This is a genomic window from Pararhizobium sp. LjRoot235 (assembly GCF_964254145.1).
In the GTDB taxonomy this organism is placed as follows: Bacteria; Pseudomonadota; Alphaproteobacteria; order Rhizobiales; family Rhizobiaceae; genus Pararhizobium.
Map to the genome: position 1 here is coordinate 642,282 of NZ_CAXUSP020000002.1, position 12,331 is coordinate 654,612.

12 protein-coding genes and 4 pseudogenes are annotated in these 12,331 nt (G+C 60.3%); 10 read left to right on the forward strand and 6 right to left on the reverse strand.

The window, feature by feature from the left end; translation table 11 throughout:
• The first annotated feature begins 177 nt into the window (after positions 1–177).
• Entirely contained in the window at positions 178–2,298 is a 2,121-nt protein-coding gene (locus ACSQ2Z_RS23765; RefSeq protein ID WP_436083684.1) for a GumC family protein, read from the forward strand.
• Between the two features lie 307 nt (positions 2,299–2,605).
• On the opposite strand, the gene ACSQ2Z_RS23770 is transcribed toward ACSQ2Z_RS23765, so the two are convergent.
• Positions 2,606–3,484: an IS3 family transposase gene (locus tag ACSQ2Z_RS23770; RefSeq protein WP_436083685.1), complete on the reverse strand. Its 879-nt coding sequence runs from the start codon at positions 3,482–3,484 to the stop codon at positions 2,606–2,608.
• The gene (locus tag ACSQ2Z_RS23775; RefSeq protein ID WP_436083686.1) at positions 3,481–3,690 is read right to left on the reverse strand and encodes a hypothetical protein; all 210 of its coding nucleotides are present in this window, start codon (positions 3,688–3,690) and stop codon (positions 3,481–3,483) included. Before ACSQ2Z_RS23775 ends, ACSQ2Z_RS23770 begins: the two co-directional genes overlap by 4 nt.
• A 195-nt stretch (positions 3,691–3,885) precedes the next feature.
• On the opposite strand from ACSQ2Z_RS23775, the gene istA (ACSQ2Z_RS23780) reads away from it, so the two are divergent.
• Together istA (ACSQ2Z_RS23780) and istB are read left to right on the forward strand one after the other, a co-directional pair.
• Entirely contained in the window at positions 3,886–5,172 is a 1,287-nt protein-coding gene (gene istA, locus ACSQ2Z_RS23780) for an IS21 family transposase (RefSeq protein WP_436083687.1), read from the forward strand.
• On the forward strand, positions 5,172–5,969 hold the full coding sequence (gene istB / locus ACSQ2Z_RS23785; protein ID WP_436083688.1) for an IS21-like element ISSme2 family helper ATPase IstB: 798 nt from the start codon (positions 5,172–5,174) through the stop codon (positions 5,967–5,969). Before istA (ACSQ2Z_RS23780) ends, istB begins: the two co-directional genes overlap by 1 nt.
• A gap of 265 nt (positions 5,970–6,234) precedes the next feature.
• Here istB and ACSQ2Z_RS23790 read toward each other — a convergent pair whose 3' ends face one another.
• Together ACSQ2Z_RS23790 and istA (ACSQ2Z_RS23795) are read right to left on the reverse strand one after the other, a co-directional pair.
• Positions 6,235–6,519, reverse strand: coding sequence for an ATP-binding protein (locus tag ACSQ2Z_RS23790; protein WP_436084138.1), 285 nt, complete (start codon positions 6,517–6,519; stop codon positions 6,235–6,237).
• A pseudogene (istA, locus tag ACSQ2Z_RS23795) lies at positions 6,498–7,155 on the reverse strand (IS21 family transposase); the annotation flags it as partial. The pseudogene istA (ACSQ2Z_RS23795) and the gene ACSQ2Z_RS23790, both read right to left, overlap by 22 nt.
• Before the next feature lie 331 nt (positions 7,156–7,486).
• Here istA (ACSQ2Z_RS23795) and ACSQ2Z_RS23800 point away from each other — a divergent pair.
• From ACSQ2Z_RS23800 to ACSQ2Z_RS23825, 6 genes and pseudogenes are all read left to right on the forward strand, one after another.
• Positions 7,487–7,696 (forward strand): annotated as a pseudogene (locus ACSQ2Z_RS23800) (tyrosine-type recombinase/integrase); the annotation flags it as partial.
• Between the two features lie 104 nt (positions 7,697–7,800).
• Positions 7,801–8,064: a tyrosine-type recombinase/integrase gene (locus tag ACSQ2Z_RS23805; RefSeq protein WP_436083689.1), complete on the forward strand. Its 264-nt coding sequence runs from the start codon at positions 7,801–7,803 to the stop codon at positions 8,062–8,064.
• A 64-nt stretch (positions 8,065–8,128) separates the two neighbouring features.
• On the forward strand, positions 8,129–8,905 hold the full coding sequence (locus ACSQ2Z_RS23810; RefSeq protein WP_436083690.1) for a tyrosine-type recombinase/integrase: 777 nt from the start codon (positions 8,129–8,131) through the stop codon (positions 8,903–8,905).
• A pseudogene (locus tag ACSQ2Z_RS23815) lies at positions 8,902–9,474 on the forward strand (tyrosine-type recombinase/integrase); the annotation flags it as partial. The gene ACSQ2Z_RS23810 and the pseudogene ACSQ2Z_RS23815, both read left to right, overlap by 4 nt.
• Before the next feature lie 125 nt (positions 9,475–9,599).
• On the forward strand, positions 9,600–10,640 hold the full coding sequence (locus ACSQ2Z_RS23820) for an IS630 family transposase (protein WP_436083691.1): 1,041 nt from the start codon (positions 9,600–9,602) through the stop codon (positions 10,638–10,640).
• Between the two features lie 15 nt (positions 10,641–10,655).
• Entirely contained in the window at positions 10,656–11,048 is a 393-nt protein-coding gene (locus ACSQ2Z_RS23825; protein ID WP_436083692.1) for a tyrosine-type recombinase/integrase, read from the forward strand.
• 98 nt (positions 11,049–11,146) lie between these two features.
• On the opposite strand, the pseudogene tnpB reads toward ACSQ2Z_RS23825, so the two are convergent.
• A pseudogene (tnpB, locus tag ACSQ2Z_RS23830) lies at positions 11,147–11,251 on the reverse strand (IS66 family insertion sequence element accessory protein TnpB); the annotation flags it as partial.
• Positions 11,252–11,312: 61 nt separating this feature from the next.
• Positions 11,313–11,585, reverse strand: a complete 273-nt coding sequence (locus tag ACSQ2Z_RS23835; RefSeq protein ID WP_436083693.1) for a transposase — start codon at positions 11,583–11,585, stop codon at positions 11,313–11,315.
• Positions 11,586–12,030: 445 nt separating this feature from the next.
• On the opposite strand from ACSQ2Z_RS23835, the gene ACSQ2Z_RS23840 reads away from it, so the two are divergent.
• Positions 12,031–12,264, forward strand: coding sequence for a hypothetical protein (locus tag ACSQ2Z_RS23840; RefSeq protein ID WP_436083694.1), 234 nt, complete (start codon positions 12,031–12,033; stop codon positions 12,262–12,264).
• Positions 12,265–12,331: the final 67 nt, after the last annotated feature.

A 12,331-nucleotide genomic window follows, 5' to 3' on the forward strand; every position in this document is an offset into this window, starting at 1 on the left:
ACACAGGCTACCAAGGTCCCCTCGCCGACCAACGGCGTTGACCGTGGTGTTGCGCACCCGCTCTCGGGCCCACTCCTCCGTGGCATCCAATGTCTTCTCAAAACGCTTTGATCGATGCCGACGAACCGCAAAATTAACAAGAGCGACGCCTTCGCGCCCTTATCTCCAGGACGAGCAATGACCTACGAAGAAGACCGTACGCTCCATCTCTTGGATCTTGTTGCACTTTTGGGACGGCGATGGAAGCTGGTCGCCGTTTGCGCCGCGAGTGGTGCGTTGATGGCCATGTTGATTGGCACCAGCATCCCGGCCCGCTATACGGCGAAAGCGCAGTTGCTCGTGGCAAGCTCGGAGTCCGGGCCGGCGGGCTCTTTCGATGAGGCTGTCGTCGACACCCACGTGGAACTCATCCTGTCGCCCAGCCATCTGCGCGCGGTGCAGAAAAGCCTCGCCGAGGATCCCGGCAGCAGCGGTCCCGCAACATCCGATGCGTCCCCGTCCCCGTTTAGTGATCGGGCGCAGCGGCCATGGAGCAAGATGCTTTCAGACGCCATCTTTGGTGCAAACGACGAGCCGCCCTCCTCCCCAACGACGGGTTCATCGGGAGAAGCCGTGCCCGAAGAGTCGGAGCCCATCGATTTCGAGGTCCTCCGGCAAAACCTCAATGTTTATAAGGAACAGCACTCACGTGTAGTTGCCGTAACCTTCACTACAGAGAATCCGCAGATGGCCGCAGTCATTGCGAACCGAGTGGCCGAGATGTACGTAAATAGAGGTCGCGACCGCCTTCAGGCGCGGCGTGAGCGGCTGGAGAAGGAACTGGCCGAACGCATCCCTTCCGCGCGGGCCGCTGTCGAGCGTGCGGAAGCAGCCGTTCGTGACCATCGAATGGCCTCAGGACTTATTGACCAGAAGAACGTCGAATCGATGGATCAGCAGATTGCCGAACTGAGGCGACAGCTCGCAATTGATCTGGCCAGACTTGGAGAACGGGGAGTGCGTCTCTCAGCCTTGCTGAGCCAACAGGATCAGGAAGGGCCTCGCGTCATGAGTGACGGCCAGCCCGCAAATGCCTTCCCACTCGCGACGGAGGCCGAAACAGACGCAGCCGATGCCCTTCACCAAGTAGGTCCGTTACAGCGTGAAGAGTTGAGCCGGCTCCTCGATGAGGTCCTTGCCGAACTGCCCTTCGATCGTAGGGCGCTTGGGGAGCGCCTCCACCGCACTCGGCAACGCCTCGATTCACTCGAACAATCTCGGGAAAGCCTCCGCGAAGCTGAGGCAAAGCTGCGCGAATTGGAGCGTGAGGCCACTGCATCGGCGCAGCTATACGAGAGCCTTCTGCGGCGACAGACCGAAATCTTCGTCCAAGACCGAATTCAAGAGGAAGCACATATTGTCTCTGCTGCATTGCCACCCCAATTTCCGAGCTCGACTTCGCCGACCCTGTTCGTGCTGCCGGCATTCGTTGCCTTTGCCATCGGCGGCGGATTGACGGCTGTGCTGCTGGAGCGTTTCGACCGTCGCGTGCGCAGCGAGCGCGATGTCGAAGAATCGGTCGGAGTCCCGTGCATCGGGCTCGTGCCCAACCGCTTCCGGATGAACAGCGCGCGACACGCGTTGATCGACGACCCGTTCAACAGCTATGGCGAGGCGGTTCGCTCAGTCGTGGCGACGGCCCTGTCGCGGCGGCGTATTTCGCATCAGGGCCGACTCCGTGATTCGGCCGTCTTCGCCATCACATCGAGTGACAAGGACGACGGAAAGACCGCGCTTGCTCTTAGCTTTGCCCTGAGTGCGGGCACGATTGGGCGGCAGGTCCTGCTCATCGATCTCGATTTTCGCAACCCCAGCATCGCGCATAGTCTTGAGGGATTCGGGAAGGACAGGGCGACGTATTTCGGCGAGGAAACGGTACCCGCTGAGGAAACGGTACCCGCTGAGGAAACGGTCAAGACAATCGCCGAGTTCGGAATCGACTTTCTCCCGCTTTCCTACAGGCGGGAATATGCGCTTTCGTTCCTTTCAACAAACCAGCTTACAATCATGCTGGACAAGTTCAAGGACCAGTATGATTGCATTGTGATCGTAAGCCCACCGCTCCTTGGTGCAACGGAAGCACGCGTCATTGCTTCCGTTGTAGATAACGTCATCTTTGCACTGGAGTGGAGCGCTACGGAGGTCGACGTCGCCCGCCGCGCACTAAGTCAGCTCGGACATGTCGGGATCAAAGATGCACACGAGCGGGTGTTTGGCGTGCTGACGCAAGTTAACATGCGAAAGCACCATTTCCGATAGGAATTCGGGGATTAACAAGAGACGCACCACCAAGCGGCTCCAGCCGCAAGAGTCGATCGTGTCCCGTGAGGTGGTTGCCTACCCGCAACCTGGCAAGGTCGCCGAATGCCTAAACCACCTTGACGATTGGAATGCGATTAGACAACCACTTGTGGGGACGCGGCCCGGCGAGCGAGTGGCTCCGGAGCGTGCGGATTTCGGATTAACGGGACAGCGATTCCGGTAAATCCCGGACAGTCGTTTCACTAAATCGCGGACAGTCTTGGAATGCACCCTTATAGTGAGACAGAGAAATTGCAGGACAATTTCAGGCTTTTGAGTTCAAGTACGGCATTCCCGGCGATGTCGACAATGACTGTTCGTATTCCTCCGGCGTGAGGTAGTCGAGCGCTGAATGCAGCCGTTGCCGATTGTAAACGTCTTCAATGAAGCTAGCGATACGCCGCCGGGCATCCGAGGCATCACGATAAGCTAATCCTGCGACTTCTTCTTGCTTCAAGGTTTTCATGAAGCTTTCCGCACGCGCATTGTCATACGGATTGCCCACCCGACTCATACTCGGCTGGATCCCATGAGCATGGAGGATGTCAGAATAGCTGTTGCAAGCGTATTGAACTCCCCTGTCCGAGTGGTGAATCAAACTGCCATGCACTGGAGCACGTGCGGAGATCGCCATTTTCAGGGCATCGACCGCAAGACTGGCCCGCAGGTGGAGTTCCAGAGCCCAGCCGATGACCTTGCGGCTGAATGCATCCAGTACAACCGCCAAATAGGCGAACTGCTCGGCAAGGTGCAGATAGGTGATGTCGGCAACCCAAAGCTGGTTGATTCCTGTCAGTTCTATCCCACGAGCGAGGTTCGGAACGACCCGCCAGCTATGCTTGGAATCGGTGGTTCGCGGTACGAATGGCCGACTGCGCAAACATAGGAGATTGTCCTCTCCCATCAACCGCAAAACACGTTTGTGGTTTGCCTGCCAGCCTTCCCGGCCCAGAAGAGCACCAATCCGGCGATAGCCATAATGCCGATTGGCCAAGGCCAGCCTTTGAATGACATCTCGTAGGCCGGTTTCTTCCTGACGCGGCGCTGACTGCTGCCAGTGCCGGTAGTATCCGGCCCGGCTAACACCGGCCAAACGGCACATCTGTTCAATTCCTGTAGAGCCTTGCGGCATTCGGGCCGTCATTTTTTGAATGACTTCGAAGACGCCGTTCCGCCAGGTGCGTCTTTCCGCTGTTGACTGCCCCTGACATGCCGCAAGGCTTCTTGAAAAAAATCAAGTTCAACCTGTTGCTGGCCAATCTTGCGTTCAAGTTCGACAATGCGGCGTCGAGCTTTCGCCAATGCATCGGCACGACGCTGTTCAGCCGACAGTGCAAAACTTGCCGCCAAGGTTTGTGGGTCCGGCGGCGCCTCGGGCGGCGGCTGTTTCTTTGGACGTCCCTGCCGGGCCGGCACTAGATTGCCACACGTCCGTAGCTGCTCACGCCAAGCATATAAGCGTTGGCGGTTGTCGGGCGAAATGAGAAACTGACCCCCTAACGAAGTGAAGAACTGACCCCCTCGTGTCAAAACGAGGAGAGATGGATGACGAACGAGATTTCAGGGCATCCTGCATTGTCGCGAACGATGCAGGGCGGGGAAATGCTTCAGGCTGATGAGGTGGTGGCGATGTTGCGGCTGCACGCGCTTGGTTGGGGTGCCAAGCGGCTGTCCAAGGAATTCGGATGTGCCCGCAACACGGTGCGTCGCTATTTGCGGGAAGGTGGAGCCGTTCCTTTCAAGAAGCCTGTTCGGGGTAGTGCGTTTGACGGGCTGGACGATTGGCTACGAGAGCGCTTTTTCCGTCATGATGGCAATGCGGATGTGATCCGCCAAGAATTGGCGAGCGAGCATGGAGTGGTCATCGGTCTGCGTTCGGTAGAGCTTCGAGTACGGCAGTGGCGACGGGAGTTGAAGGCGCAGAAGCGCGCGACAGTTCGGTTCGAAACGCCGCCGGGCCGCCAACTGCAGATCGACTTTGGCCAGACGCGCGTATGGATCGGCGGTGAACGGCTTCGGGTGTATGTGTTTGTCGCAACGTTGGGTTACTCGAGACGCCTCCATATCCGGGCCTCGTTGCGAGAGGGGCAGACGGACTGGTTCGAGGGAATGGAGGGAGCGTTCCTGCGGTTTGGCGGTGTTCCCCTTGAGGTGTTGCTGGATAATGCGAAGCCGCTGGTCGAACATCACGATGCAGTCAGCCGGGAGGTGCGGTTCAATGCGCGACTGCATGCCTTTGCTCGTTACTGGGGATTTATACCGCGAGCTTGTGCACCATACCGCGCCCGCACGAAGGGCAAGGACGAGCGCGGGGTCGGCTACGTCAAGAAGAATGCGATTGCGGGCCGCCGGTTCGAGAGTTGGGCGGCGTTCGAGGCACATCTGGACCGGTGGGTACGCGATGTTGCCGACCAGCGTGAACACGGCACGACCGGCGTAGCGCCAGCGGAACGCTTTGCCGCGGAGGCTGGTGCGCTTCGCCCGCTGGCCGGCCGCGCACCGTTCGGACAATTGCGCGACCTGGTGCGCAAAGTTCAGGCCGACTGCGCGATCGACCTCGACACGAACAGCTACTCCGTGCCCTGGCGTCTGATCGGCGAGAGCGTTCAGGTCGTGGTACTGGCAGGCCGTGTGATCATCCGTCATGCGGGCCAGGTGGTGGCCGATCATGCTCTCTGCCAGGGACGGCGGCAACGGATCGTGGACCGGTTCCATTTTGTCGGCGTGACTGGTGCCGAGGGATCCGTGCGAACAGCTCCCTTGGAAATGCCTCCAGCCGCCTTGCTGCGGCCACTCGCGGAATACGAGGCGGTTGTTGGAGGAGGCTGGTGATGGCGAATGTGGATCACGACCTTCTCATCGCAACGCTCGATCGGCTGAAGCTGACGGCGATCCGCGATCAGCTCGACACGCTGCTTGACGAGGCGGCCCGCTCGAAGATGAACTTGCGCGAAGCTCTGGCATTCCTGGTGGCGCGGGAGATCGCCCGGCGCGATGAGCGTCGTATCTCCATGTCCAGCAAGCTGGCGCAGTTCCCGTTCGTGCGCGAACTCGACGGCTTTGATTTCGAGGCGCAGCCGTCGCTGGATCATGGGCAGATCTGGGAACTGGCGACCTGCCGCTGGATCGCTCACGGGGACACGGTGCTATTCCTTGGACCTCCTGGTACAGGTAAAACGCACCTTGCCGTCAGTCTTGGCCGCGAGGCGATCCGCCAGAACTACAACGTGCAGTTCGTCACGGCGGCCACGCTGGTGGCGATGCTGGCCAAGGCCCACAACGACGGCTCGCTCGACAAACAGTTGACGATCCTATCGCGACCGAAATTGCTGATCATCGACGAGTTGGGTTATCTTCCGTTCGAGGCTAACGCCGCCCACCTGTTCTTCCAACTGGTCTCCCGGCGCTACGAGAAGGGATCGATCCTGATCACCTCCAACCGCTCGGTGGGAGAATGGGGAACCGTCGGGGACGCCGTGGTCGCCACGGCGATATTGGACCGCCTGCTTCATCATTCGACGGTGATCACCATCCGGGGCGACAGCTACCGGCTTCGCGAAAAGCGCCGCTCCGGCCTTCTGCAGAAGGCCGGAGCGGCGCTTGAAACAAACGAACCGAACAATCAATGAAGGGGGTCAAATCTTCGTTTCGCCCAAGGGGTCAATTCCTCGCTTCGCTTGACAGCGGTGAATACCCAGTTCGTCGGCCAGACGGCTGACGTTCTCCCCGTTTTGCATCCGCAAGAGCATGGAGAGTTTCTCTTGCTCGCTAAATCTCGGCTTTCTTCCAACCATTTCCAGTTCCTGTAATCCAGAAACTGTCCGTTATTTATTTGTCTCAGTCGAGGGGTGCATTCCAGTCTCGCGGGATCGACTTTCGTTCGCCTGGTTGATGTCATGGGTTATTGATTTCGGCGTTTCGCGCTTCGGTCAAGAGCGGTCGTGGTTTTTGCTTCCGCATGCTGTCGCCTTCGAGCGCAATTCGATGGGCGTTATGGACGATACGATCGAGGATGGCGTCAGCGATCGTCGGCTCCCCGATCATCTCGTGCCACTGCGCCACGGGGAGTTGGGCGGTGATCAGAGTGGATTTCCGGCGGTAGCGCTCTTCGAAGATTTCCAGGAGATCGAGCCGCTGCTGATCGCTGAGCGCATGGGTTCCCCAATGGCGGTGCGGCACGGAGTAGAAGGCCTTATCGACCTCGACATGATAGTCGGGATGAACCTTTGCCGATTTCCATTCCGAGTATTCAAATGGTGACGCCGGCAAGGGCGCGAGCGCGTCTTGCTCGATCTCCTCGAAGAGCTGACGTCGGGATTTGCCAACCCGTCGCATCGGCCGGTTATTGAGATCGTTGAGAAGTTGGCTGATCCGCACGTTGAGATCGACGAGGCTGAAGAAGCGGTCGTTTCTCAGCCGCGCCAGGATCCAGCGCTCAACGATCAGAACGCTGCCTTCGACCTTGGCCTTGTCCTTCGGCCGTTTTGGACGGGTCGGCAGGATCGTCGTGTCGTAATGTTCGGCGAATGCTGCAAAAGTGGCGTTGATGGTCGGCTCAAACCACAAGGGCTTGGCAACGCCGGCCTTGAGGTTGTCGCAGACGATCGCCTTGGTCACGCCGCCGAAGAAGCTCAAAGCCCGTTGCTGACCCTCGATCCAGTCTGGCAGCCGTTGAGTGAAGCTCGCATACGCGAAGGTGTACAAGGAGGCCGGCAGAACCGCGACGAAGATCTGCGCCGGCCGGATCTCGCCCGTCGCCGGATCAATGACGGAGACGGTGTGGCCAGCATAGTCGGTCTGCATCGCCGCGCCGGATCTGGATGCTCCGCTTCTGGCCTCCTTTTCGGACTATCTGCATAGGGTACGGGGGCTGGAGCCGAACACCCGCGAAGGCGTTCTTCTGGGCGGCCGCCGCTTTCTGGATTGGTTCCGCCATCACCATCCCGACCAGGACCTCGAGGCGTTGACGGCTGAGCAGGTCCTTGCTGCTGTCGAGCATCGGCTGTCGCTATCGGCGACCTCCGGCAGTCGCACGGCAGCGACTTCTCACATTCGAACATTTCTTCGGTTCTTAAATTGGGCTGGTCGCCATCACCAAGATCTCGCCCGCGTCGTCCCAAGGACGCCCTCTTGGCGTTTGGCACATTTGCCGCCGCGCCTTGCGTGGGATGACGTTCGGCACGCGATCGATGCAATCGGCGCAACGACGTCGGTCGGCATCCGCGATCGAGCCGTCCTGCTGCTGCTCGCCACCACGGGCATTCGCAACGGCGAGTTACGCGCCATTCGGCTTCGGGATATCGACTGGCGTACTGGCGAGGTTTTTGTCCGGCGGACCAAGGGCAAGCGTGATCGGGTGGTGCCACTCCTCGAGGAGACCGGCGCCGCACTCGCCGATTACATCCTGCGCGCTCGACCGAAGTGGATAGTCCGTATCTGTTCCTGTCGTTCACGCCGCCGGTGGGACCGTTCAAGTGTGCGGCGCCTGTTTCAAGGATCGTGCGGAAGCGGTTGCGGCATGGCGGGGTCGAACTCGGGCGGGTCGCAGGTGCGCATCTCCTGCGTCACAGCCTTGCTACCCAGCTTGTCGGGCAGCGAAGGCCGATCAACGAGGTCGCCGATCTTCTTGGCCACCGGAGCATCAACACAACGGCGCTGTACGTGAAGGTTGCGGCCTCGCAGCTCGCCGAGGTCGCACTCCCCTTTCCGGGAGGCGCGGCATGACCGTCTTTGCCCGATTCCTCGGCGAGAAGGCGCGTTACATCGAACTGCGCCCGCCACCCGGACGATGGCGCTGGACTTCGTCCTGTCGTTCGGCGGCGCCGCCAACAGCCGCGCCACTCGTCACGGCGTGCTCGGCCGATTCTACGAGTATCTCTCCGTCTATGACGACCAAACCGAGACCTTGGAGCGCAGAGTATTCCCCAGATCCAGGGCGATTCCGCCTCCGCGGATCCTCAGCGAGTCAGAGTTGGTGTCGCTCATCGACGCATGCGCCCGCATTTCGCCAGGCATCCCCCTCAGGGGGCGGACGATGGCGACGCTGATCGGATTGTTGGCAAGCTCGGGACTGCGATCGGGCGAAGTGGTCAGGCTTGATCGTTCCGACGTCGATCTGACCAACGGGGTTCTCCTCGTTCGGAAGACAAAGTTCCGCAAGCACCGTCTCGTTCCAGTTCACACGACGACCCAGGCTGCCCTTCGCCACTACGTGCGTGTGCGCGATGCAGCTTTTCCTCAGCCTAAGGACCAGGCCTTCTTTCTGAGCTCCCGTGGCAACCGCCTCTCTGCGACCGGCCTAAAAAACGGTTTTGCTGAGGTCCGCAAGTTCGCCGGCCTTGACGACGGCAAGCCGTTGCGGCCGCACGATCTCAGGCACCGGTTTGCCGTGACCCGCCTGAGCCTTTGGCACCAACAGCGCGCCAACGTCCAGGCGCTGCTCCCGTTGCTCGCCACCTATCTCGGCCACGCCAGCTACAGCGACACAGCCTACTACCTCACTGGCTCGGTGGATCTTCTCGCCATGGCGGCGGAGCGCGCCTTCCTCGATGGAGGCGCAGCATGAGTGAACACCTACTCCTGGCGCCGCTTTTGGAGTCCTACTTTCGCCGGCGCTTGACCAAACAACGCAACGCCACTCCCGCGACCGTGGCCAGCTATCGCGACGCCTTGCGCATGCTGATCCTCTTTGCCGCCGCCCGGCTGCGGAAGAAGCCGGCGGCCTTGGCGCTCGAAGATCTCGATCGAGACCTCGTTCTCGCATTTCTCGACGAACTCGAAGAGAAGCGGAACAACGCCGTCGCCACGCGCAATGCCCGTCTTGCGGCGATACGATCTTTCTTCCGCCATGTCGCAGCCTCCGACCCAGCGTCCTTCGGTGTCGCCCAACGCGTGCTCACGATTCCCATAAAGCGGGCGCACATCGAGGTGACGCACCACCTCACCAAGGCCGAAGTGGACGCCCTCGTTGCGGCGCCCAATCCACGGACGTCACGTGGTCGGCGTGACCGTTCGTTTCTATTGTTCCTGGCACGGACCGGCGCGCGGGTCTCCGAAGCTACCGGCGTCAACGCAAACGACCTTCAGTTGGAGCGGTCGCACCCGCAAGTGCTGCTGCGCGGCAAAGGGCGCAGAGACCGTGTCGTCCCCATTCCTCTGGATCTGGCGAGAGCACTGATACCAACGAGCGCCGTTTCTGACTCTCAGAGATTCCCAAGGTGTCGCGAATCTGAATCCATGCTGCAAACAGGAGGTTTGCGATGGGTTCGGCGGTTTTGTTGGGTGATGATTTCGACGGAGCTGCTCTTCGACAGCTCGCACGGCAGACGAAGGATGCCAATCAGGCCCGGCGGTTGCTGGCTCTTGCCGCGATCTATGACGGCAGCCCGCGCTCGGATGCGGCACGGATCGGCAGCGTGACGCTGCAGATTGTGCGGGATTGGGTTCTGCGTTTCAACGCGCGCGGCCCCGATGGACTGGTGAATGGCAAAGCGCCTGGCGGCCGAGCGAAGTTGAATGCCGCTCAGCGCCAGGCTCTTGCAAAGGTCGTCGAGAGCGGCCCGATCCCTGCGATCCACGGTGTTGTCCGTTGGCGGCGCAAGAACCTGGTCCAGTGGATATTCCAGGAATTCCGCATCTCGATGGACGAGACGACGGTCGGCCGCGAGTTGAAGGCGCTCGGCTTTGCCAAGCTGTCGGCTCGCCCACGCCACTACGCTCAGAACGAGCTGGAAGTAGAAGCTTTTAAAAAGACTTCCCCGCCGCTGGCGGAAATCCGAAGCCGGCTCCCGCAGGGCACGGACATCGAACTCTGGTGGGCCGACGAAGCGCGCATAGGCCAGAAGAACAAGATCACGCGCCGATGGGCGCGTCGTGGCACCAGACAGCGCACCATGTGGGCCTACATCTTCGCGGCCGTCTGCCCGCGGAAGGGAAAGGGCGCGGGCCTGGTTCTGCCCTATTGCGATACCGAGGCCATGCAGGAGCACCTCGCCGAGATCTGCCGGAGCGTCGATGACGGCGCGCATGCGGTGCTCATCCTCGATCAGGCCGGATGGCACGTGACGCCGAAACTGAAGGTGCCGGACAACATCACTTTGATGTTCCTGCCGCCGCGCTCACCGGAACTCAACCCAGTCGAAAACGTCTGGCAGTTCATGCGCGACAACTGGCTCTCCAACCGTATCTTCAAGGACTACGACGACATCGTCACCCATTGCTGCGCCGCATGGAACAAGCTCGTCGACCAGCCGTGGAAGATCATGTCCATCGGACTCCGCGAATGGGCGCATCGGTCATGATCACCGCTCGTTGGTATGACAGCCTTGTTGGCCGAGCACGGTATCGCGAACCACGAGCCACGACCGATCTTTATCGGCGCCCGCCAAGAGCGTCTGACGCGCTTCGGAGCCCATATCGTGCGGCGTGCGGCGGCCCAGGCCGTGACCATCAGGCCGGCCTTGGCCCACAAGCCTATATCGCCGCACATCTTCCGACACTCACTTGCCATGAAGCTTCTCCAGTCGGGCGTGGACCTTTTGACGATCCAAGCCTGGCTCGGGCACGCACAGGTCGCCACGACCCACCGCTACGCCGCCGCGGATGTCGAAATGATGCGCAAAGGACTCGAGAAGGCTGGAGTCTCCGGCGATCTCGGTGTGCGTTTCCGACCAAATGACGCCGTTCTGCAACTGCTAAACAGCATCTGAATATTATGTGGCGGAGAATTCCAGATTTGGCAGGCCTCGGCCGGCGCCGAGACGGGCTCCGCCACATAATCTCGCTCGACGCATAAAAAAGGATCGCGGCCGAGGCCCTCCTGCACCAGCAGCACCAGACCCTGCATGCCCTTGCGCATGTCGCAGTGACCGTTCGCGATCCACACCCGCACCCCGGAACTGATCGGGATCATTTGAGCGCTCGCATCACCGCGGCTGCCAGGTCGGATGGCTGTGCGGAGCCAATTCTCACCTTCACGCCATTCGGGAAGTCCACGAGCATGGCCGCTTCGACCGCATCACTGCTGGCAGAGCCAACAAGCTTGGCTTGGACAAAGGCGGGCTCGGCCTGCTGGACCAAAGCTTGCCGCCGCATCTGTAGAGCAGGCAGGTCGAAACCTCGAAGCGGCGCGCAACTTCGGAAACCACCGCGCCTGGCGCGAATGCCTCCGCCAGTATCTGCGCGCGATCTTCTAACGACCATCGCCGACGCCGCTCTGGCCCCGTCAGCAAAACTGCATGTCCCATGAATTGCTCAGTGCGCTCTTAAGTCCACTCTTAAGAGCGCAGACTCACGGCTGCCGCGGAACTTCGCAAGGCGGTCCCTGCCGGAGGGATACTACCATCGGGTAATTTACGCATTTCAGAAATGATGGAACTCTCTTCGCCAAAATAGTCGTTGGAGCACGTTGGGTGAGTGGGTGCACTCTTGCAAGGCGTCAGGCGACCAATCCGATCGGCTGGGGTTTTGTGCGCCATCTGCCGACGTGACGCTGATGAACAGGGCCGAAGAGCCTTGCCACAATCGGCAATGAACAGGTGCGGCCGCGGCTGTCCATGATGGTGGTCGCGCTCGGCCTGTTCTCGGCGGAGCGGTATCTGCTGCGCGTGCTCGTCAGGCATCGGCAAAGCACTTGTACGCTGATCACCGGCGCTAGGCGATGAACTCTATATCCAAGAGGAGCAAAGCTTTGTGCCCGCCAATTTAGAAGAAGCACAAGCCCTGAGCTACGAAGAAGGCGTGCCGCATCCTCGCGATCTGGCTGCAATGCTGCGACGGCGATGGAAGTTGATCGCAGGTTCCGCGCTGTGCGGCGCGCCGATGTTGGAAAATCTGAAGGCAAGCTACGATTGCATAGTGATCGACAGTCCATCCTTGCTTGAGGCAACTGAAGCCCGCGCCTTGTTTCAGTTGCTGACAATGTGATTTTCGCGTTGAAATGGTCTGCGACCGAGGTCAATATTGCGCGTAGAGCCCTCCAACAATTGCGGCA